We start from the raw sequence: 20,458 nt of genomic DNA, 5'->3' as shown, positions 1-20,458 counted from the left end.
GCCGTCCTCACTCGTCCCGACAAGCTCTTTCCCTCATGGAAGCGCTGATCGCGCGACCAGAAATGTGGCGGCACGGCTATGACCTGCTCCAGGAAACCCAACTCAAATCGGGTACGCTTTACCCGCTGTTGATGCGCTTGGCCGATGACGGACTGCTCGAAGCCGAGTGGCGTGCGCCGGTTCCTCCGGCGCGTGCGCCACGTCATGCGTATCGGCTCACCCCTTCGGGTCGTGCTTTTGCCCGAGCGATGCTAGCCCACCCGAATACGAACAAGCATGGTTTGGTGGGGGCGACCGCGTGAACGGCCATAGGCACTCCCTGGCGCTCACGCTGATCGGCTGGTGCCATGCGCTGCTTCCCGCCGATCGCGCAGCCTGGGCTGCCGCGATGAAAGCCGAAGTGGACGCAATGGAGGACGGGCATGCCGCGCTCGCGTTCGCCGTTGGATGCATTTGGGGCTCAATCAAGGCGAGGACATTGACCATGGCCTTTGCCGCGCAGTCGGTGCGGTTTGCCACGATCTCCGGAATGCTCGCGCTCTCGCTTCAGTCTGCCTTGATCACGGGACGGATGATCGACGCATATGCGTCCACGGCGTTGGTCTTCGGCCTGATCTCCGCGCTTTTCGCCGCAGCGGCAGTTTGGAGCTACTTGCGGGGACCGATGGCGTTGATCCAAGCCGCTAGCTCGATAATCCCCGTCTACATTATCGCATATGCCTTTGTGTCGCCCAAGATCGGCATGGTCAGCGCATCGGCCAATGCTCGACTTTACGAGACTCTCGCTATCGAAGGGGTTGTTATCTGGGCTGCCCTGCTGATTGGCGGCATCTTCATGCTGCGCGTCGAAAATCTTCAATCACCAAGCGCACGTGCGTTGAACCCATGAGAAATAACTGGCTGATCGCAGCAGGGTTTTTGAGCGTCGCTGCATCATTGTTGCACGTCGCAACCATCATCGGCGGCCCCGATTGGTACCGGTTTTTCGGCGCCGGAGAAGAGATGGCACGCGCGGCCGAGCGCGGCTCATCCATACCCGGCTTGGTGACCGCCGCAATTGCCGCGATCCTCGCCATATGGGCATTGTATGCATTCTCGGCCGCAGGCTTTGTCCGACGCCTGCCGCTGGTACGGACGGCGCTGGTTCTCATCACCGCCGTGTACCTGGTTCGCGGACTGGCGCTCGTCCCGTTGCTCGCGCTCAAGCCGCAGCTGGTCGATAGCTTCGAGATCGTCAGCTCGCTGATCGTCTTGGGCTACGGGGCGACCTATGCAGTCGGGACGTGGCTCGCTTGGCCTCGCCTCCGTTCGCCCGCATCTTCGCAGTCGGTTTAGCTGCTCGCGGCCCGCTGGCTCACCTTCGCGAAACACGATCGTTTTCCGGACGCCAGCCTACCGCACCATCACACCCCCATCGTCACCCCGGCCTTGTGCCGGGGCCTACCGAGCCGCAGGCGGTGTCGCTGGTGGGGACGTGGGCCCTGGCACAAGGCCGGGGTGACGGTTGGGGGAGCAAGGCGCGCCCGGCGCGCATCCCTTCGCCAGAACCGCCGCCCCCCGCCGTCACCGCTCCGGCGGCCTCCCCGGCTGGAGAATGCCGCCGAGCATCCTGCCTTCAGCGTCGAGCGCCGCCGACATCAACACCTCGCCCTTGGCGAACACCAGATTATAAGCGTCGTCGCCCCTCGGGCCACGCCCGCGAAACGTCACCGACTTCAGCGCGCCCAGCGATTTGAACAGGGGATGGGTCATGGGCAAATCCCCACGCACGACTTCGGCGAACCCCGGAGACAGCTTGCCATAGTCGGGCGCGCCGCTCGCGAGCCCCGCGACAAGGTGCCGCAAGGCAGCCTCGGTGCCGGCAGTCGGCACCACGCCGGCAGCGGCTTTGAACCCCGGCTGGAGAATGCCGCCCAGCATCCTGCCTTCAGCGTCGAGCGCGGCCGACATCAACACCTCGCCGTTGGCGAACACCAGATTATAGGCGTCGTCGCCCATGGCGCCCCGCCCGCGAAACGTCATCGACTTCAGCGCGCCGAGCGATTTGAACAGGGCGTGAGTCATGGGCAAATCCCCACGGACGACTTCGGCGAACCGCGGAGACAGCTTGTCATAGTCGGGCGAACCGCTCGCCAAACCAGCGACAAGGCGCCGCAAGGCTGCCTCGGTGCCGGCAGTCGGCACCGCGCTGGGCGCCGGTGACGATGCAGACGGGGCTCCTGCCAACGGGCTTGCCTGCCCCTCACTGGCGCCGGATGATTGAACCAAAATCGTCAAGGCTATTGCTGCAAGTATGCTCATGAGCATTGCTCCCGAGACCAGATAAGGGTGCCGCTGCGTGATCCACGTGGTCTCCTTGCGCGGGGCGGCTTCGGAGCCGCCCGCTTCGACCCTTGCATGATCCGGCGGAAGGTCCGACGAGCCGGGTCCCAGCCGACCGCACCGCTCCAACGACTCCACGAGCTTCGCCGCTTCAAGCGATGAGGACAGGCCCAGCTTGGCGCGGGCCATTTTCAACCGCTTCTCGACAGCGTGAGGAGAGATACCGAGATCGATGGCCATTTGCTTGGCAGTCTGATGGTTCAGACAGCGCTGGAGGCATTCCCGTTCGGCTGTCGTCAGGCGCAGGATCGCTGCCCGCATGCTCTCGTCTATCGCGTCCATCTTCATGACGGCTAACGTAACGATTTAAGGGCCAATACCAACTCCCGCTGTCTGGTACCCTATCCCTCGATCCCGTTACGGCGCGCCAGCAAAGCCAAGCCTGGCTGGCGCACGATTTGAGGCAGATCCGCCTGAGTTTGCGGCCGCAAACCTTCGCAAATGGGGGTAGGGCGCGGTCTTTCGTTCGGGACCTTCACCCCTTCGCGAGCGCGACCGCCAGTGCCTTCGCCGGCACCCGATCCGCAAACCCCGGATCGGCGAGCGCTGCGGCGATGTTCGCTTTCGCCGCGCCCGCATCGCCTGCCTCGGCCAGCGCCTGCGCCAGATGCCAGCGCAAGCCGCCATGCCCCGGCGCAATCGCCACTGCTTTGCGCAGCAGTTCGACCGCCTGATCGGTCCCGCCCGCCTGATAGGCGACCCAGCCGTAAGCATCGACCACCGCAGGGTTGAGCGGCGCGAGATCATAGGCCGCCGCCGCGTAAAGTTCCGCCGCTTTCTCCTCGCCCGCGCCGGCATAAGCCAGCGCCAGCTCCGCCAGCAGCGCGGCATCGCGGTTGCCGATGTCGGCGCGCAGGCCTTCGAGCGTGTCGATCGCCGCGTCCCATTGCGCGCTGGCGATTTGCCAGTGCGCGCTCAGCCGTCGCGCGGCGACATTGCCCGGGTTCTGCGCGAGGAACAGCGCCACCACCACTGCCGCCTTGTCGCGCTTGCCGCTCGCCTCAAGCGCCTCGACCGAGCGCAGCATCGTTGCTTCATCAAAGCGCAGATTGGCGGCGCGGGCATAGGCGCTCGCGGCCTCGTCGAAGCGCTTCAAGGTCATCAGCGTATCGCCGAGCACCAGATGCGCCTGCGGCACACCCGGATAAGCCCGCACGATCGTCTTGGCCTGATCGAGCGCCTCGCCCGTCATCCCCTTGTACAGCAAAGCCCGCACCAGATTGACGCGCGCGACCGGCGATCCCGGCGCATCGTCGACGGCTTGCGCCAGCATCCCCAGATCATCATCGGTGCCGAATTGCAGCGCCGCCGCCTGCACCGGAATCGCAGAGCGATCGAGGAAGCGCACCGCCCAGTCGCGCTCGCCGGTCGCTTCGAACGCGCGCCCGACGAGTTGCAGCGTGTAGCTGTCGGCATCGCTGCGCAAAGCCACCGGGCGCAGTGCCTCGATCGCGCCTTTGGGATCGCCGCCGTCGAGCAGCGCCGCGCCGAGCAATCGGCGCGCGACGAGGTTCATCGGTGCTGCACGCACCACCGCGCGCCATTTCTCGACCGCTTGCTGATAGCCGCCATTGGCGTAATCGATCATGCCCGCGAGCAGCAGCGGCCCCGGGCGCCCGTCGAGCGCGCCGCCCGTGCGCTGGAGCAGCGCGCGCGCGAGATCGTCGTTGCCCGCGCGCGCGGCCATCACCGCTTGCAGATAGAGCGCATCGGCGCTGCCCGGCCGCACGGCGAGCGCGCGGCGGCTGGCGCGCAGCATGTCGCCATAGCGCCCGGCATCGCCCAGGGTCGCGGCATAATCGATCAACGTGCCATAGCGCCACGGATCGATCTTCAGCGCATCCTCAAACCACGGCAGCGCTGCGACCAGCCCATATTGCCCGCGCACCAGTTCCCCGCGCAAGGTCAGCGCATCGACATTGCGGCGGTCGAGCGAGAGCGCGCGCGTGGCGGCATCAATCGCGCCGCCGACATCGCCGGTCTGCTGGCGCACGCGGCCGAGATCGACCCAGGCATTGGCATCCCTGCCATCCTGATCGGCGAGCACCGCGCCGAGCAGCAATTGCGCGCTCGGCAAATCGCCCTGCGCCGCCAGCGCGCGCGCGGCGATGCGCAGTGCATAGCGGCCATAGCGCGGCGGGGCTTTGCGGGCTTCCTTCAGCGCGCGTTCGGGCAAGCCCTGCAGCAGCAGCGCTTCGGCCTGTAATTGATGCGTGCGGGCCGTGTCGAAGCCCGCATCCTTGGCGCGCCCGAGTGCGGCCTGCGCCGCCAGCCCCTCGCCCAGCGCAAGATAAGTCCGCGCAAGCACGGCCTGCGCCAGCCCCCATTTGGGGTCGTTCCGCGTCGCCTTCAGCGCCCAGCTCCGCGCCGCCGTCGCATTGCCGCGCTCGAGCAACGTCAGGCTGACGGCGAGCTGATGCTTCGCCTGCGCGGCATCGGCGGCGGGCGCACGCGCCATCCACAGCGCCCCCGCACCGAGCGTTGCGACAAGGCCACCCACGCCGCCCAGAACCAAGAACTTACGCCCAAATATCTTAAGCATGGAGGTCATAGCTCTTCAAGAGGTCGTAAAGCGTCGGACGGCTGATCCCGAGCAGCTTTGCGGTGTTGCTGATATTGCCATCGGCGCGCGCCAGCGCATTGCTGATCGCGGCGCGATCGGCGGCTTCGCGGATCGCTTTCAAATTGATCGGCTGCGCGCCCGCCGCTCCCGGCAGGTCGAGATCGGCAGCGGCGACCAGCTTGCCCTCGGCCATGATCACCGCGCGCTTCACGCGGTTTTCCAGCTCGCGGACATTGCCCGGCCAGCTCCACCCGTCGATCGCGGCACAAGCATCGGGCGACAGGCCGGTCACGGCGGAATGCATCGCCTTGGCGTGTTTCGCGACAAAATGCCGCGCGAGCAGCACCGCGTCGCCCGGTCGTTCGGCAAGCGAGGGGATGCGCACGACAATCTCGGCCAGCCGATAGTAAAGATCATCGCGGAACCGCCCGTCGGCGATCATCGTATCGACATCCTGATGCGTCGCGCAGACGATGCGCGTGTCGACGGGGATCGTCTTGCGCCCGCCGATCCGCTCGATCACCCGCTCCTGCAGAAAGCGCAGCAGCTTGACCTGAAGCGGCAGCGGAATGTCGCCGACCTCGTCGAGGAACAAAGTCCCCCCTTGCGCCTGTTCGATCTTGCCTTCGGTGGTCTTGATCGCGCCGGTGAACGCGCCTTTCTCATGCCCGAACAGCTCGCTTTCGAGCAGCGTCTCAGGGATCGCCGCGCAATTGATCGCGACGAACGCGCCTTTGCGCCGGGGCGACGCCTCATGCAGCCCGCGCGCAAGCAATTCCTTGCCGGTGCCGCTCGCACCGAGCAGCATCACCGACACGTCCGCTGCGGCAACGCGCTCGATCGTGCGCGTCACCTTCAGCATCTCGGCACTCGCCGAAATAATCCCGCCCAGCCCGACCGCCCCGCCAGCTTGTGCCGCCAGCCGCCGATTCTCGGCCTCGAGCGCATGAACATGAAAAGCCCGCGACACGATCATGCCGAGCGCGTCGATATCGATCGGCTTTTGATAGAAATCCCACGCGCCTTCGCCGATCGCCCGCAGCGCGCTCTCGCGCGCGCCGTGGCCCGAGGCGACGATCACCTTGGTGTCGGGCTTCAGTCGGAGGATTTCGGCGAGCGTCGCAAAGCCTTCGCTCACCCCGTCGGGATCGGGCGGCAGGCCAAGATCAAGCGTCACCACATCGGGCTCTTCGGCACGCAGCAAGTCGATTGCCGTCGTGCGGTCGGCAGCGGCAAGCACTTCATAGCCTTCATAGGCCCAGCGCAATTGGCGCTGGAGACCCAGGTCATCCTCGACGATCAGCAGTTTCTTCATCGTCATGCCGCCGCTCCCAGCACGGGGACGACAACGGCGGGCAGGCTCACGCGAAAGCGCGTCCCCTCGCCCTCGCGACTCGCCACCTCGACGCTACCGCCCATCGCCTCGGCCAATTGGCGCGCTTCGAACGCGCCCAGCCCAAAGCCGCCGACTTTCGACGACACAAATGGCTTGAACAGCCGGTCGCGCACGAACGCCGGACTCATGCCCGCGCCGTGATCGACCACATCGACATGCACGCTGTCGCCATCGGCACCGACCACCAGCGCAACCGGATCGGCAGGCGGGCTCGCCTCGATGGCATTTTGCAGCAGATGGTCGAGAATCTGTTCGAGCCGCGCCGGATCGGCGGCGGCCACCGCATCGCGCGCCCCGCCCGTGACGATCGGATGCTGCGCGCTGCGCCGCCCCGCCACCCGCGCAACCAGCGCCGCCAGATCAATATTCTCGATCGCTTCGGAGCGCGTCTGGTGATGCTGCGAGAGGCGTGCGAGCAGATCGTTCATCCGCGCCGCCGAATCCTGCAGCGTCGCGATCATGTCGGCGCGGAAATCGGGATTGTCGGCGTGACGCTCGGCATTGCGCGCGACCAGGCTCAACTGGCTCACCAGATTCTTGATGTCGTGCATGATGAAGGCGAAGCGGCGGTTGAATTCGTCGAAGCGCTGCGCCTCCGCCAGCGCCTGTTGCGCGCGCGCTTCAGCGAGATAGCTCGCGACCTGCCGCCCCGCGAGATGCAGCAAGTCGAAATCCTCCCAGTCGGGGGCGCGGTCGATCGGCGGGCGTGCGAGCAGGATGGCGCCGGTCAGCTTGCCGAAATGGAGCAATGGCAGCAGCACCCAGGCATCGGCACGGTCGACCATCCAGCTCGGCACCGCGCGCGCTTCCTCAAGGCTCGCGGCATCGTTGCGGACGGCGTCGAGCGCGATGATCCGCCCAGTCGCTTCCAGATAGCGCGGCAGCTCGCCATCGGTGGCGAAACTGTCGCCGTCCCAGTGCCACGACGCACCCTGCCCCAGCCCGACGCCATCGCGCACCAGCAACAGCCCGGCGGTCGAATCGGTCAGGTCGGCGACCGCCTTGACGATGCGCGTCTCGAGCGGGGCGGCATCCTCACCCGGCTTGCCGAGCGTATCAGTGAAGCGCAGCCATTCCTGGCGATAATCGTAACGGTGCGCGAACAAATGCTTGGCGAGCTTCACCCGCGTCCACGCGCGCAGCCACGGCGTCGACAGGATCGCGAACAGCGCCGCAGTGGTGCCGAACACAAACGCCGTCTGCACAATCCGCGCCGATGGCCCGCCGATCGTCGCGAGCAAGCTCGTCGCCATGCCCATCGCGATCACGTAAAGCGCAATCGCCGCCAGCGACAGCGACTGATAGGCCACGGTGCGCGACAATTGCAGCGTCCAGTCGCCGTTGCGATGCACCGCCAGCGCAAACACCGGGGCCAGCAGCGCGAGTGCGAGCCCGCGCATCGCCACCAGCCCGACCGGCCAGCCCGCGCTGGCATAAGCCGTCGCGAACAGCACCAGATCGACCGACCACATCGCCGCGAGCGCGACCACCACCAGCCGGATGCCACCCCGCGCGCCCGGAGCGACGGCGGCGTAAAGGTGATTGATCAGCACCAGCGCGCTGACCGCCACCATCATCTGCAACACCACGCGCGCGGCCATCAGCACGGGCGCGTCGGCGGGCGGCAGCGCGGCAGTGGCAATCGCCAGCATCCCGCTCGCCAAAACGATCGTCGCGACGACGCCGTAGATGATCTGGATCGCCGCACGTTCGGGCGCGCGCCCGTCACGGCGCACCAGCGCGAACATGAAGCCCAGCCAGCCAAGATCGCGCAAAGCCTCAAGCAGGTTCGCGGTCAGATCAACGCTGCCGATCCCCGCCACCGCCAGCGCCCACAGCGCGGTCGCGCCGAGCGCGAGCACGAAAGTGAGCCGTGGCAAAGCCGCAGCCGCATGCCTGATCTGCGACAATGCGAGCAGCCCGAACAGCAACGCCGCCAGCGCATGCCCCCACAGGATCACCGCGCACCCTCCGGCCAGAGCACGACCCGGATCGTCTGGAGCAGGATCAGGATATCGAGGAAGGGCGAGTAGTTCTTCGCATAGTACAGGTCATATTCGAGCTTCTGGCGGCTGTCCTCGATCGACGCGCCATAGGGATAGTTGATCTGCGCCCAGCCGGTGATCCCCGGCTTCACCATATGCCGCTCGGCATAATAGGGCAGCTTTTGTTCGAGATCGTCGACGAATTGCGGGCGCTCGGGGCGCGGGCCGACGAAGCTCATTTCGCCTTTCAGCACGCTCCACGCCTGCGGCAGTTCGTCGATGCGGACTTTGCGGATGAAGCGGCCAACACGGGTGATGCGCGGATCATCCTTTTCGGCCCACACGGCCTTGCCCGCGACTTCGGCGTCCTGCCGCATCGATCGCAGCTTGATGATGTCAAACCCGACGCCGTAGAGTCCGACGCGGCGCTGGCGGTAAAAGGCCGGCCCCTTGCTCTCGGCCTTCACGATCATCGCGGTGACGATGATGAGCGGCAAGGTCAGCGCGAGCAGCACCAGGCTCGCGGCAATGTCGAACAGCCGCTTGAACGCGCTCGACAACATCCGCCCGCTCGAAAAGCCATCGGAGAAAATCAGCCAGCTCGGATTGACGCTGTCGAGATCGACGCGGCCGGTTTCGCGTTCGAGGAAGGTCGAGATTTCGTTGACGTGCACGCCCGTCGTCTTGATCCGCAGCAGGTCCTTGAGCGGCAACGCGTTGCGGCGTTCTTCGAGCGCGAGCACCACTTCGCTGGCGTTCAACAGCACGACATGGTCGGCGAGGTTATAGATCGCGTCGCGCGCAATCGCTTCGGGGATCACCCGATTGGCTTCCGACATCGACACATAGCCGACGACGACGAATGCCGATCCCGGGCGTTGGGCGAGCGTCTTCAACCGCTGCGCGCGCGTGCCCGCACCCAGCACCACAATCCGCCGCTTGAACGCCTGGCTGCCGAGCGTCTTGCCGAGCAGGATGCGCAAGCCAATCAGCCCGAGGATCGAAAAACCCATCGCGTAAAGCAGGTTCGATCGCCAGAAGGTCAGGTCGGGGACCAGGAAGAAAATCGTCGCTTGCACGATCACACCGAGCGACACCGCGACGATCAGCCGCGCGGTGGCAAAGCGAATCGACTGAAGCGCGCCGGGGCCATAGACGCCGACCGCGATCATCGCGGTTTCAAGCGAGATGATAAAAATGCCGAGCTGCGGCAAGCGCGTCACGATCGGATCGACCATCATGCCGATCTGCCCCGCGCGCAGCACCCAACCGAGCTCGGCGGCAACACCCAGCACAATCAGATCGAACAGGCCGAGCAGCAGCACGGCATTCGGCACATAATGTTTGAAGAGCCTGATCATCGCAGCTCCGGGTCTAGCGCGACAGGTGTAAACAAATCCGACACGTTGCCCACCGCGTCGCGAAAAAATTGCGGTGCATCGGCGCGGCGCTTTGGGGCGTGGCGCGTTTTCCTTTGGCGCCGATGCCGCTAAGGGGTCCGGGCCTAGGAGAACATTCATGACGACGCCCGCACCGATCATCCCCATCATCCTGTCGGGCGGATCGGGCACGCGGCTATGGCCGATGTCGCGGCCCGAAATGCCCAAGCAGATGCTGCCGCTGACCGCCGACGAGACGATGCTGCAACTGACCGCACAGCGCACCGCCGCGCATCCGCGGTTCGCGGCACCCATCGTCGTCGCCAATGCCTTTCACGCCGATCTGGTCGAGGCACAGCTTGCGAGCATCGAAGCTGGCGCGCAGGCGCTGATCCTTGAGCCGATGGGGCGCAACACCGCCCCGGCGATTGCGCTCGCGGCGATTGCGGCGGGGGGCGGCGCCGACCCCATCCTCGTCATGCCCTCCGACCATGTCATCGACGATGTGCCCGCCTTCCACGCCGCGATCGAACGCGCGCTGCCAATGGTGCGCGAAGGCTGGCTGGTCACTTTCGGCATCCAGCCGACCGCGCCCGAGACCGGCTATGGCTATATCCATGTCGGTGACGCGATCGCGCCCGGCGTCCACCGCGTCCAAAGCTTCGTTGAAAAGCCGCCGCTCGACCGCGCGCAGGCGATGCTCGCGGCGGGCGGGCATTATTGGAACGGCGGCATCTTCCTGTTCCGCGCCGACATGTACCTCGCCGCGCTCGGCCAGCACGCCCCCGAAATGCTGATCGCGACGCAGCAGGCGATGAGCCGCGCGCGACGTGACGGCACGCGCCTTTATCCCGACGCCGATGCCTTCGCCGCCAGCCCTGCCGATTCGATCGATTATGCGGTGATGGAAAAGGCCGACCGCGTCGCCTGCGTGCCGGTCGACATGGGGTGGAGCGACGTCGGTTGTTGGGACGCGCTGCACGCGCTCAGCGACTGCGATGGCCACGGCAACAGCTGCAAGGGCGATGTCGTGACGCTCGACACCGTCGATTGCCTCGTCCGGTCAGACGGCATCCGCATCGCGATGGTCGGCGTATCGGACCTGATTGTGGTCGCGAGCGGCAACGACGTGCTGATCCTGCCGAGGGGGCGATCGCAAGAGGTGAAGCGGCTGCTGGAGGCGATGAAGAAGTAACCTAACTCCTTCCACCTTCCACCTTCCACCGTTCGTTTCGAGCGCAGTCGAGAAACAGGCCACAAGCGACGTCGCCCGGGGCTTGTTTCTCGACTTCGCTCGAAACGAACGGGTGGGGAGTCGCTCAGTAACGGTCGCCACCTCCCCGGCATCCCCCGCTTGAATTCCCATAGCATGCTATATAACACGCTATACGAATCGCGGGGAACCCATGCCAGACATCATCACCCAACACGGCGAACTTTTCCTCGGCAGCCGCCTCAAGCGCCTCGCCGAACGGATGCAGGCCGATGTCAGCCGGATCAGCGCCGAGGCGGGGTTGCCGATCCAGCCAAGCCAATACCCGCTGCTCGCCACGCTCGACCGTGCGGGCGCGATGACGGTGTCGGCGCTGGCCGAAACGCTGGGGCTCAGCCAGCCCGCGATCACGCGCACACTCGCCAATCTGGTGACGCTCGGGCTGGTCGATAGCGCGCGCGCACCCGGTGACCAGCGCCAGAAGCATGTCTCACTTACCCCGGTCGGCACCGCTGCGCTTGCCCGCGCGCGGATCGAGGTGTGGCCGCGTGTCGAGGCGGCAGTGATTGACCTGCTCGCAGGACTCAGCGGCCCGCTGCTCGACCAGATCGGCGCGATCGAAACGCGCCTCGCCGCCAAGCCGCTCCACGCGACACCGGGCCTGAGGATCCACGAATTCGCCGACGATCTCGCGCGCGATTTCCACGACATCAACGCCGAGTGGATCGAGGCGATGTTCCGGCTGGAGGACACCGACCGCGAGGTCCTGCGCGATCCGCGCGGGCGCATCGTCGATACGGGCGGCACGATCCTGTTCGTCGAAGCAGCCGGACTCGGCATCGTCGGCACCTGCGCGCTGCAAAAGACCGGCGAGCGCGCGTTTGAGCTCACCAAAATGGGCGTGCGCGAAAGCGCGCGCGGGCGCAAAGCGGGCGAATTCCTCCTCGCCGCAACGATCGCCCGCGCCGAGGCGATGGGCGTCGAAAAACTCTACCTGCTCACCAGCCACCGCTGCGCCGCCGCCATCCACCTCTACGAAAAGCTCGGCTTCAAGCATGATGCCGAGATCATGCGCGATTACGGCGCGCGCTATGCGAGATGCGACGTGGCGATGCGGTACGTGCCCGAATGACGGGCATTGGATTTAATCCCTTTCACCCGTTTGTTTCGAGCAAAGTCGAGAAACAGGCCGCAAGCGACGGGAGAGGTGTCTCGACTTCGCTCGACACAAACGGCGTTGGGGGGCTTACCGCCCCACCACCACCACGCCATCGATCCGCACTGCCCGCGCCCGGAGCGCCGCAGGCAGCTTGCCATCTTGCACAATCACCAAATGCCCCGGCGCCAGCTCACCCCGCTCGAACGCCGCGCGCTCTGCCGCCAGCCGCGCGCGCGATTTCGCTGACACCCGCGCGGTATAGGTAAAGCCGACCGGGCGCTTCGCGCACACCGCGCGCCACGTCACTTCCTCCATCACCTGCAAGTCCACAAAGGGATCGGCGGGTGTAAAATCGACCCGCGTCGCGCGCGCGATCAGCCCCGGCCAGCGCGGATCGCGCGTGCGGGTGAACACGGTCGGATCATCGGCACGCGCGCTCGTCGTCCGAATCGCCGCGAGCATCGGCGCCAGATCAACCGCCTGGATCGCCACCGCCGCCGCCAGCACCAAGGTCGCGCGTCGCAGCGCCAGCACGCCGACAACGCCTGCATAAGTCAGCACATAGGTCGCGGGCCAGAACAGCCGCCCGCCCGCGCGCACCGGATCAAGCGCGTCGATCACCCATGGCGGCAGGTGCAGGATCGCCACCGGCTTGCCCCCCAGCAACGGCTGCGGCCCGATCGCAATCACCCCCAGCACCACAAATGCCGGCACCAGCCACAGCAAATGCCGCAGCGCCGCCCGCCGCGTCGCGACCGCGACGACCACCGCGAAGATCACCCCCGCGCCGAGATAATTCAGCCCTTCAAACCCCCGGCCATGATCCTCGGGCGAGGAGGGCATCAGCGCCGCATAGCCCGGGTTCGCCGGGTTCCACCACGCATCAAGCGCCATCGGAAACGCGCCATAAGTGCCCGTCGACAGAAAACCACCGCCAAACACCCCCTGCCCCGCGAGCAGCAACGCCACGAAGCCAATCGTCACCGCCGCCTCACCCAGCGTGCGTACCCGTCCGGGCGCCCCCATTTGTCGCAGCAGCCACCCCGCCCAAATGCTCGCGACCATCAACAGCAAATAGCTGTGCACCAGCGCCGCCACCCCCAGCACCGCCACCCACCACAGGGGCCGCTCGGCCCGGCGCGGCTCGACATAGATCCACAGCGCCCACAGGATCAGCCACTGCGCGCACAGGCTCGCATGGCCAAAGCGGTTGAACAGCATCGGCATCGCCGCGAGCAGGACCGCGCCGAACCACGCGCTCGGCAGATCGGGCGCATGCGGGCGGACGAGCGCCCAGGCGAACAGCAATTGCAGCACCACGCACGCGAACAGCCAGGCCCCGACGAACTGCATCCCCGCCAGCGACCCCGCAAACGGCCCGAGCAGCAGCCCGAGCAGCGGGATGCTGTCGGTCAGCAACAGGCTCGTTCCCTCGGGCGCCGACAGCAAAGCATTGTGCAGCGATGGCCAGCCGCCGCCCGCCAGATAGGCCGCGAGGCCAATCGCGCTTTGCCCGCGGTCATGCCCGTCGAGCAGCCAGCCGATATTGCGCGGATCGATCACGCGCGGATGCATCCACGCCGCGAACAGCGCGCCCGCCGTGGCGATCAACACAATCAGGGTCAGCAAACGCCGCATCATGGCCTGTTATACGCGCAGCGCTGCATTTCGCGTAAACAAGCGCAATTCGGAACCAGTTCGCGCGTTCAAGCGCTTCGACATCGTTCCGGTACCGGCATAGGATGGCGGCGCTTCGGCCAAGGGAGAATGATGATGCAGTTCAAGGCAATCGCCAGCGCAACCGTGCTGATCGGACTTTTGGTCGGGGCAGCCCCCGCGCAACAACAAGACGAGAGCATTCGCCGCGCGGCAACGCAGCCGTTGCGCGACGCACGGCTCCAGAAGGACAAAATTCCCGAAGCGCTGCTGCTCGCGGCATCGGCCCCCTATAGTGCGGACGGGACGCGCACCTGCGCGCAAATCGCCGATCAAATCGCCACGCTCACCGCTGCCCTTGGCGATGATGTCGATGTTGAGGGCAAGAAGAAGGGCGAAGGCGCCTATATCGCTTCCGCTGCGACCAAGGCGGCGGTCAACACCTTGATCCCGGGCCTCGGCCTCGTCCGCGTCGTCACCGGCGCCGACAAAGCCCAACGCCGCGCCGAAGCCGCCGCCTATGCCGGTTCGGTGCGCCGCGCCTATCTGAAAGGCCTGGGCCTCAGCAAGGGTTGCCGCGCGCCCGCCGCGCCGGCCGCCGCCGCAGTCGCCGATCACCTGGAGCTGCCGCCGGTGGAGGAGAAATAGCCGGGTCAGATCGTGTCGTGGAGGTAGGGCGACGGTAAGGGCTCGGACGACTAACGCCCCGGTTACGGTCGTTCATTGGGTACGGAACAACCCTCAAAGCCCACCGTCGCCCCGTGCTTGACACGGGGCAGGGCTTTTTTTTCGTCGATGCCACCCGTGAACCATTGGTCCCGCAGGTCGAGCCACGCCGGATTGTCCGCCCCGATGTCGGCGTGGTCCTCGACATAGACGACCCGCGTCTTGCCGAAGTCGCGCACATGCGCCGACCCGGTTCCTTCGCGGTGCTGATAAACGCGGCTGATGACGTCGGCTGACACGCCGACGTACATGCCCCCGCGATACCGGTTCGCGGTACTGTAGACCCAACCGCCCTTCGCCATGTCGTGTTATCGCAAGCGGCGGCGCAGAAGAAAAGCTTGGCCCCGTGTCAAGCACGGGGCGACGGACCAAAAGGAAAGTAATGAGTCAGGCACAAAGGCGCGTTAAAGCTGCGCGACCGGTCTCCACCCAACAGCGGTCGCGTCACATTTACAGGCTCAACGCCAAGCACTTCCCTCAAAAATACGACTGCAACGTCCCCCGCCGCCGCACATCAAGCGTCGCGCAGTGGAAGGCGCCGCCGAACGGGCCGTAGCTGAAGAAATCGCACGGGATCGGCTCGAAGCCCCAATCCTTGAGCGCCTTGATGAGCGTCGGCTGCTGACGTTCGACCACCACCTTCTTTTCGGTCAGCGACAGCACGTTGATGCTCGTCCATGGGCTGCACATCGACATTTTGGCGATGACATTGTCGATCGGATCGGGCCGGGGCGCCACCAGCACATCCCATTTCTTCAGGATCGGCGGCAGCCGGTCGAGATCGAGATAGTCGGGATTGACCAGCACCTTGCCCGGTGCGAGCGGCATGAAGGTCGAATCGATGTGCATCGGCTGTTTGCAGATGCTCGGCAGCTCGTGGATCGTATACTCACTGCCCAAATGCCGCCGCAGCCAGTTGATGCCGGCCAGATTGGTGACGTTCGAGCGCGTGACGAAAATGTCGCGTCCACAGCGCACGAAATCGGCGGCGTCGAACACCGGCTCGAATTCGTTGATCACGTACTTCTCGGGCGTGCCCGGCCCGGTCGGGAGTTGATAGTTGAAATCGAACAGCTCGTCCGAAAGCTGCGGGCGCGGGGCCGAGGTCCAGCGCGCGCCGCCGTTGAAATACTCCTTGAACAGCGACCGGTACGCATTGCCCTCGAAATAGCGCGTCGGCCAGCACATCGGCGTTTCGATGATCTCGTCGCCGACCACCATGAACCCATCGCGCGGGCAGGCGACGCAGAAGCCGCGCGAGGTGAATTCGGGGGTGCGGAATTTCTTGCGGTGGTTGATGATGTCGGGGCGCCGGACCTTGATCCCCTCACCTTCCAGAATCGCGATAAAGCCGTCGAGCTCGCCTTGCGCCTTGTTGACCAGCCATTTGGGATATTTCATCCCCGCCGCGAGCCGGTACAGCCGCGAGATCAGCGGCGGCAGATTGTACGTCACGGTGACATGCACTGACGGCACCACCGATCCCTCGAGGCGACCGACGATCACTTCCTCGAGCGGATCCCACTCATTGTAGGACATGACCGGCCCGGTCGCGGCGGCCACGGGCGTTGCTGCGTCGCTGGTGATGGGGTCGCCGTCGATCGCGGTCCGCTCGATCGCGCCAAGTTCGTTCGTCATGCTCTCATGTCCCGGTATTCTTGCCTGTAGATCGATCCGATTGACCCCGCCGCTCTCGTAGCCCAAGGGGATCGCCATTCGCAACCAATCGGTTCCGCCACAGCTGGTCGAGACATTTTGTCGAGTAATATGAAGCGCTTCCTCATTGTCGGCACGGTACTGATCCTGGCAATTGCCGGATTGGTCTGGTCGGGCATTCGCTTGGGGGACATTGCGCGGGCGGTCGCGCTGGTCGGTTGGGGCATATTGCTCGCCATATTGGTGCGCTATGCGCTCACGCTGATGCTCGCCTATTCGTCATGGGTGATCATGCCGCGCGACCAGCGGCCGAAATTCCATCAGAGCGCGGCGATCCGCATTGTCCGCGACACCGTCAACACGCTGCTGCCGACGACGCAGATCGGCGGCGATATCGTCGCGGCGCGGCTGATGACCTTTTGCGACCTGACCGCGCCAATGGCGGCGGCGGGGGTGGTGGTCGACCTGTTCCTGCAAGTCGTGACGCAATTCATTTTCACGCTCGGCGGGACCCTGCTGCTGCTCCAGCTTGGCGCCGATCCGTCGATCATCCGCACCGTGGTGACCGGCCTGCTGATCGCGGTGCCGTTGCTGGTGGCATTCTATTTCATCCAGCGGATGGGGTTCGGTGCGCTGCTGGTGACCGCGCTCAAGAAGCTCGCGGGCGGCAAGGAATGGACGGCCTTTGCCGCGACCGATGCGTTTTACGCGGCGCTGGCCCGCATCCGCGAGCGCAGGCAGGCAATGCTGGTGAGTGCGGCGACGCATCTCGCGGCGTGGATCGTCGGGTGCGCCGAGGTCTATGTCATCTTCGGCTTCATGGGCCACCCGGTGACTTGGGCCGAGGCGCTGGTGATCGAGAGCATCGGCCAGGCAGTGCGCGGGGCGGCCTTCGCAGTCCCGGGCGCAATTGGGGTGCAGGAAGGCGCGTTCGTCCTGCTGTGCGGCGGCTTCGGCATTCCGGCGGAAGCAGCGCTCGCGCTGTCGCTGATCAAGCGCATCGCCGATGTCGCGATCGGCCTGCCGGGGTTCTGGTTCTGGTATCGGTTTGAGGGGGGCAACAAATCAGCCCCCGCGCGTTCCCTATAGTTGACAATGGAGTATTCGTCCCTTAAACGGGACATGTGTTCGAAGTCCAGCAGACGCCGACTTTCGCCAATTGGTTCGGCAGATTGCGTGACCGCCGCGCGCAACAACGAATTGCCAAGGCAATCGCGCTGCTGGAGGGCGGCCATGTCGGCAATCTGAAGCGCTTCGGCGCGGTGACTGAGCTGCGAGTCGATCACGGCCCCGGTTATCGGGTTTATCTGACGCAGCGCGGTGACACGATCATCCTGCTGCTCTGCGGCGGGGACAAAAGTTCGCAGGAACGCGACATCGCCCGAGCCCGCGAGATGATTGCGGCACTGGCATGAGCGGCCAAAGGAGGGCCGACTAGCATGGATGGCATGACCCGTTTTGACCCGAGTGAACATCTCGACGACGCCGAGATCCAAGCCGAACTGCTCGGCGAAGCGCTCGCGACCGGCAACCCCCGCGTGATCGTCCACGCGATCGGCACGATTGCACGTGCGCGTGGCATGACATCGCTTGCGCGCGATACCGGCATTGCGCGCGGAACGCTTTACAAGGCAATCGCCGATGACGGCAATCCAACGCTTGAAACGCTGATGACCGTGTTAGCGGCGTTGCAGATCGACTTGAGCGCGAAGGTCGCCGCGCGCTAACCCCGCCTTACGCCGCTTCGGTATTCCGATTCTTGAGGAAGTCGAAGAACTCCACGCCTTCGCGGAGCCGACGCTTCATCATCGTCGGGCTGGTGGCCATTTCGGCGACGATCGCGCCGACCTTCGAGGGGCGGAAGTAAAATTTCTTGTAGAATTCGGCGACCGCCTCGAAAATCTCGTCCGACGCAAGATGCGGATAGGTCAGCTGGGCGATCTGCCCGCCGCCATCCGCCACCAGATGGTCGGTGCCGTCGAACCAGCCATTTTCAATCGCCTGCTTGTACAGGAACGTCCCCGGATAGGGCGCCGCGAGCGACACCTGAATCGTGTGCGGATTGACTTCCTTGGCGTAGGCAATCGTTTCCTGGATCGTGTCCTTGGTCTCGCCCGGCAGGCCCATGATGAAGGTGCCGTGGATCTTGATGCCGAGCGCGCGGCAATCCTTGGCGAACTGCTTGGCGGTTTCGATCAGCAGGCCCTTTTTGATGTTGTGCAGGATCTGCTGGTTGCCGCTTTCATAACCGACAAGCAGTAGCCGCAGGCCATTGTCGCGCATGATCTTGAGCGTTTCGTACGGCACATTGGCCTTGGCATTGCACGACCATGTGACGCCCAATTTGCCGAGTTCGCGCGCGAGTTCTTCAACGCGCGGGCGGTTGTCGGTCAGCGTGTCGTCGTCGAAGAACAGCTCCTGCATCTGCGGGAATGCCTTCAGGACGTATTTCACTTCCTCGATCACATGCCCGACCGAGCGCGTGCGGTAGTTATGCCCGCCGACCGTCTGCGGCCAGAGGCAGAAGGTGCAGCGGCTCTTGCAGCCGCGCCCGGTGTAGAAGCTGACATAGGGGTGCTTGAGATAGCCGATGAAGTAATTCTCCATCACCAGATCGCGCTTGTAGATCGGCGAGACGAAGGGCAGCGAATCCATGTCCATCAGGACTTCGCGGTCCTCATTATGAATCACGACGCCTTCCGAATTGCGGAAGCTGATGCCCTTGATGTCAGCGAGCGGAATGTCCTTCGCGACGTCGAGGATGGTGAAATCAAATTCGTTGCGTGCGACGAAATCGACCGTTGGCGCATTGGCCATTGCCCAGGCGGCATCGACCGCGACGGTCGCGCCGATGAAGCCAACCTTCAGGTTCGGGTTCAGCTCCTTGAGCATCCCCGCCACGCGCACGTCCTGCTTGAAGCCGGGGGTCGAGGTGTGGATGACGACCAGATCGCGCTGCGCCGCTTCGTGCTTGATGTCGTCGAACGACAGATCATGCGCGGGCGCGTCGATCAGCTTTGATCCTTCGACGAGCGCGGCCGGCTGCGCGAGCCAGGTCGGATACCAGAAGGATTTGATCTCGCGCTTGGCCTGATAGCGCGAGCCTGCGCCGCCATCATAACCGTCGAACGAGGGCGCCTGGAGGAAGAGCGTGCGCATGACCATGGAGCGTGAAACCTTATCGCAACTGTAACTTTCCGTCGCGCGTTACCCGGAATTGACTGCCGCGCCAATCGACTTTGTCGATGAAGAAAGTGGCAACGAATATCGCGCACGACAGCAGATCGCGCAAGGGCAGCAGCGTGGCGGGTCCGCTGGCGAAGCCGGTGGCGCGGTCCATCCGCGCCTTGACGATCAGCCGCGACAGGATCGCAAGGCCCAGAATCGAGAGCGCGGTCGCCGATCCGCCCGACACGACCGCCGCGAGAAGTGCGAGCGGCAAGGCATGGGTCAGCAGGCTGCCGACAAAGCCAATGGGATCGATTCGGTACACGGTGAGCGACCAGCGCAGTTCATGGCTGGCGAGCGCGCCGAGGCCCGGCTCGCTGCACCCCTGAATGATGAAGAAGTTCGACAATTCGGTCGTCAACCCCAGCCCACGTACCGCCCGCCCGATTTCATAATCATCAGCGAGCAAATCGACGAACGCCGGAAAGCCGCCGATTCGCGCCAGCGTTTCGGCCCGCAGCGCCATTGTCGGCCCCAGCACCGGCTGGGCCAAGCCAATCGCACGGCCCAGAATGACGCTCGGCATGAAGCGATAGGCTATGTCCATCGCCGCGACGCGCGACCAGAAGCCGGCATCGCCGCGCCCGACATGGCGGCAGCTGACGAGGCCGACGCCTGGCCGATCGAGCGCTTTGACCACGCGGGCCAGCGTGTCGGGCGCCCAGGCGACGTCGCTATCGGCGATCACCACGATGTCGTGCGCCAGTTCGCCGACCATATTGCTGAGATTACAAAGCTTTTTATTCGCACCGATCAGCGCGGCGTTGCTGACCCGCACGACATTGGCATCGGGGTGCCGCTCGGTCAGCCGCTGGACGACGCCGAGCGCGGGATCGGCAACGCTCGACGTACCGAAGATGATCTGGACCGGCCCTGGATAGTGCTGTGCGAAAAGCGTCTCGAGATTCTCTTCGAGCGCAGGCTCCATCCCGTGCAGCGGCTTGAGCACCGTGACCGAGGGCCATTGGTCGCGGGGGCGCATCGCCCGCGCCGGACGCACCAGCGCCGCAGCAGCAAGGTTGAACAGCGTGCCGATGGCTGCCATCCCCAGCAGCAAGATCGATACGAAAGACATCACGGGCCTGTCTCCAAGCCCCTCCCCGATGGTAACTTCC

The 20,458-nt window shown here is 65.1% G+C and carries 19 protein-coding genes; 9 read left to right on the top strand and 10 right to left on the bottom strand.

All coding sequences use genetic code 11. The features are described from left to right. Positions 1-35 precede the first annotated feature (35 nt). Genes K2W81_RS05555 through K2W81_RS05545 form a run of 3 tightly spaced genes read left to right on the top strand, consistent with a single transcriptional unit; the run spans position 36 to position 1,335 of the window. The gene (locus K2W81_RS05555; protein ID WP_294102102.1) at positions 36-302 is read left to right on the top strand and encodes a helix-turn-helix transcriptional regulator; all 267 of its coding nucleotides are present in this window, start codon (positions 36-38) and stop codon (positions 300-302) included. Continuing rightward, positions 299-889, top strand: a complete 591-nt coding sequence (locus tag K2W81_RS05550; protein ID WP_294102101.1) for a hypothetical protein — start codon at positions 299-301, stop codon at positions 887-889. Before K2W81_RS05555 ends, K2W81_RS05550 begins: the two co-directional genes overlap by 4 nt. Continuing rightward, complete coding sequence (locus tag K2W81_RS05545) at positions 886-1,335, top strand: hypothetical protein (protein ID WP_294102099.1); 450 nt, start codon at positions 886-888, stop codon at positions 1,333-1,335. The genes K2W81_RS05550 and K2W81_RS05545 overlap by 4 nt, the downstream gene beginning before the upstream one ends. A 228-nt stretch (positions 1,336-1,563) precedes the next feature. Here K2W81_RS05545 and K2W81_RS05540 read toward each other — a convergent pair whose 3' ends face one another. From K2W81_RS05540 to K2W81_RS05520, 5 genes are all read right to left on the bottom strand, one after another. Next, the gene (locus K2W81_RS05540; RefSeq protein ID WP_294102098.1) at positions 1,564-2,670 is read right to left on the bottom strand and encodes a sigma factor-like helix-turn-helix DNA-binding protein; all 1,107 of its coding nucleotides are present in this window, start codon (positions 2,668-2,670) and stop codon (positions 1,564-1,566) included. Positions 2,671-2,857: 187 nt separating this feature from the next. Continuing rightward, positions 2,858-4,924, bottom strand: a complete 2,067-nt coding sequence (locus K2W81_RS05535; RefSeq protein ID WP_294102096.1) for a tetratricopeptide repeat protein — start codon at positions 4,922-4,924, stop codon at positions 2,858-2,860. After that, complete coding sequence (prsR, locus tag K2W81_RS05530) at positions 4,917-6,266, bottom strand: PEP-CTERM-box response regulator transcription factor (RefSeq protein ID WP_294102095.1); 1,350 nt, start codon at positions 6,264-6,266, stop codon at positions 4,917-4,919. The genes K2W81_RS05535 and prsR overlap by 8 nt, the downstream gene beginning before the upstream one ends. After that, positions 6,263-8,302 (bottom strand): XrtA/PEP-CTERM system histidine kinase PrsK, encoded by a 2,040-nt coding sequence (prsK, locus tag K2W81_RS05525; RefSeq protein WP_294102093.1) that lies wholly within the window; start codon positions 8,300-8,302, stop codon positions 6,263-6,265. Before prsK ends, prsR begins: the two co-directional genes overlap by 4 nt. Next, positions 8,299-9,687, bottom strand: a complete 1,389-nt coding sequence (locus tag K2W81_RS05520) for a TIGR03013 family XrtA/PEP-CTERM system glycosyltransferase (RefSeq protein WP_294102092.1) — start codon at positions 9,685-9,687, stop codon at positions 8,299-8,301. The genes prsK and K2W81_RS05520 overlap by 4 nt, the downstream gene beginning before the upstream one ends. 157 nt (positions 9,688-9,844) lie before the next feature. On the opposite strand from K2W81_RS05520, the gene K2W81_RS05515 reads away from it, so the two are divergent. After that, positions 9,845-10,900 carry a mannose-1-phosphate guanylyltransferase/mannose-6-phosphate isomerase gene (locus K2W81_RS05515; protein WP_294102090.1) on the top strand — a complete coding sequence of 352 codons (1,056 nt, stop codon included), beginning with the start codon at positions 9,845-9,847 and terminating at the stop codon, positions 10,898-10,900. A 211-nt stretch (positions 10,901-11,111) separates the two neighbouring features. Continuing rightward, entirely contained in the window at positions 11,112-12,050 is a 939-nt protein-coding gene (locus K2W81_RS05510; protein ID WP_294102089.1) for a bifunctional helix-turn-helix transcriptional regulator/GNAT family N-acetyltransferase, read from the top strand. A 114-nt stretch (positions 12,051-12,164) separates the two neighbouring features. Here K2W81_RS05510 and K2W81_RS05505 read toward each other — a convergent pair whose 3' ends face one another. Then, on the bottom strand, positions 12,165-13,715 hold the full coding sequence (locus K2W81_RS05505; RefSeq protein ID WP_294102087.1) for a DUF6311 domain-containing protein: 1,551 nt from the start codon (positions 13,713-13,715) through the stop codon (positions 12,165-12,167). Positions 13,716-13,850: 135 nt separating this feature from the next. Between K2W81_RS05505 and K2W81_RS05500 the strand changes: the two genes are divergently transcribed. After that, positions 13,851-14,381 (top strand): hypothetical protein, encoded by a 531-nt coding sequence (locus K2W81_RS05500; protein ID WP_294102086.1) that lies wholly within the window; start codon positions 13,851-13,853, stop codon positions 14,379-14,381. A 62-nt stretch (positions 14,382-14,443) separates the two neighbouring features. Here the strand turns inward: K2W81_RS05500 and K2W81_RS05495 are convergent, their stop codons facing one another. Both K2W81_RS05495 and K2W81_RS05490 read right to left on the bottom strand, forming a co-directional pair. Then, positions 14,444-14,761, bottom strand: coding sequence for a GIY-YIG nuclease family protein (locus K2W81_RS05495; protein ID WP_294102084.1), 318 nt, complete (start codon positions 14,759-14,761; stop codon positions 14,444-14,446). Positions 14,762-14,936: 175 nt separating this feature from the next. Further along, positions 14,937-16,097: a hypothetical protein gene (locus K2W81_RS05490; protein WP_294102082.1), complete on the bottom strand. Its 1,161-nt coding sequence runs from the start codon at positions 16,095-16,097 to the stop codon at positions 14,937-14,939. Positions 16,098-16,226: 129 nt separating this feature from the next. Here K2W81_RS05490 and K2W81_RS05485 point away from each other — a divergent pair, with 129 nt between their 5' ends. Genes K2W81_RS05485 through K2W81_RS05475 form a run of 3 tightly spaced genes read left to right on the top strand, consistent with a single transcriptional unit; the run spans position 16,227 to position 17,842 of the window. After that, positions 16,227-17,204, top strand: coding sequence for a flippase-like domain-containing protein (locus K2W81_RS05485; RefSeq protein ID WP_294102081.1), 978 nt, complete (start codon positions 16,227-16,229; stop codon positions 17,202-17,204). Between the two features lie 35 nt (positions 17,205-17,239). Beyond that, entirely contained in the window at positions 17,240-17,530 is a 291-nt protein-coding gene (locus K2W81_RS05480) for a type II toxin-antitoxin system RelE/ParE family toxin (RefSeq protein WP_294102080.1), read from the top strand. Between the two features lie 33 nt (positions 17,531-17,563). After that, positions 17,564-17,842: an addiction module antidote protein gene (locus tag K2W81_RS05475; RefSeq protein ID WP_294102078.1), complete on the top strand. Its 279-nt coding sequence runs from the start codon at positions 17,564-17,566 to the stop codon at positions 17,840-17,842. A gap of 7 nt (positions 17,843-17,849) precedes the next feature. On the opposite strand, the gene hpnJ is transcribed toward K2W81_RS05475, so the two are convergent. Together hpnJ and hpnI are read right to left on the bottom strand one after the other, a co-directional pair. Beyond that, positions 17,850-19,280, bottom strand: a complete 1,431-nt coding sequence (gene hpnJ, locus K2W81_RS05470) for a hopanoid biosynthesis associated radical SAM protein HpnJ (RefSeq protein WP_294102076.1) — start codon at positions 19,278-19,280, stop codon at positions 17,850-17,852. A gap of 13 nt (positions 19,281-19,293) precedes the next feature. Then, complete coding sequence (gene hpnI, locus K2W81_RS05465) at positions 19,294-20,418, bottom strand: bacteriohopanetetrol glucosamine biosynthesis glycosyltransferase HpnI (RefSeq protein WP_294102210.1); 1,125 nt, start codon at positions 20,416-20,418, stop codon at positions 19,294-19,296. Between the last annotated feature and the right edge of the window lie 40 nt (positions 20,419-20,458).

Origin of the sequence: Sphingomonas sp., from assembly GCF_019749955.1 — a bacterium.
Taxonomy (GTDB): domain Bacteria; phylum Pseudomonadota; class Alphaproteobacteria; order Sphingomonadales; family Sphingomonadaceae; genus Sphingomonas.
Note: the sequence above shows the minus strand (reverse complement) of the source record. Positions and strands in the feature narration are given on the sequence as shown.

Excerpts from the sequence above, each read along its gene's own strand:
- K2W81_RS05555 (WP_294102102.1), top strand. The coding sequence starts at position 36 with ATGGAAGCGCTGATCGCGCGACCAGAAATGTGGCGGCACGGCTATGAC.
- K2W81_RS05545 (WP_294102099.1), top strand. The coding sequence starts at position 886 with ATGAGAAATAACTGGCTGATCGCAGCAGGGTTTTTGAGCGTCGCTGCA.
- K2W81_RS05540 (WP_294102098.1), bottom strand. The coding sequence starts at position 2,670 with ATGAAGATGGACGCGATAGACGAGAGCATGCGGGCAGCGATCCTGCGC.
- K2W81_RS05535 (WP_294102096.1), bottom strand. The coding sequence starts at position 4,924 with ATGCTTAAGATATTTGGGCGTAAGTTCTTGGTTCTGGGCGGCGTGGGT.
- prsR (WP_294102095.1), bottom strand. The coding sequence starts at position 6,266 with ATGACGATGAAGAAACTGCTGATCGTCGAGGATGACCTGGGTCTCCAG.
- K2W81_RS05520 (WP_294102092.1), bottom strand. The coding sequence starts at position 9,687 with ATGATCAGGCTCTTCAAACATTATGTGCCGAATGCCGTGCTGCTGCTC.
- K2W81_RS05515 (WP_294102090.1), top strand. The coding sequence starts at position 9,845 with ATGACGACGCCCGCACCGATCATCCCCATCATCCTGTCGGGCGGATCG.
- K2W81_RS05510 (WP_294102089.1), top strand. The coding sequence starts at position 11,112 with ATGCCAGACATCATCACCCAACACGGCGAACTTTTCCTCGGCAGCCGC.
- K2W81_RS05505 (WP_294102087.1), bottom strand. The coding sequence starts at position 13,715 with ATGCGGCGTTTGCTGACCCTGATTGTGTTGATCGCCACGGCGGGCGCG.
- K2W81_RS05500 (WP_294102086.1), top strand. The coding sequence starts at position 13,851 with ATGCAGTTCAAGGCAATCGCCAGCGCAACCGTGCTGATCGGACTTTTG.
- K2W81_RS05495 (WP_294102084.1), bottom strand. The coding sequence starts at position 14,761 with ATGGCGAAGGGCGGTTGGGTCTACAGTACCGCGAACCGGTATCGCGGG.
- K2W81_RS05490 (WP_294102082.1), bottom strand. The coding sequence starts at position 16,097 with ATGACGAACGAACTTGGCGCGATCGAGCGGACCGCGATCGACGGCGAC.
- K2W81_RS05485 (WP_294102081.1), top strand. The coding sequence starts at position 16,227 with ATGAAGCGCTTCCTCATTGTCGGCACGGTACTGATCCTGGCAATTGCC.
- K2W81_RS05475 (WP_294102078.1), top strand. The coding sequence starts at position 17,564 with ATGACCCGTTTTGACCCGAGTGAACATCTCGACGACGCCGAGATCCAA.
- hpnJ (WP_294102076.1), bottom strand. The coding sequence starts at position 19,280 with ATGGTCATGCGCACGCTCTTCCTCCAGGCGCCCTCGTTCGACGGTTAT.
- hpnI (WP_294102210.1), bottom strand. The coding sequence starts at position 20,418 with ATGTCTTTCGTATCGATCTTGCTGCTGGGGATGGCAGCCATCGGCACG.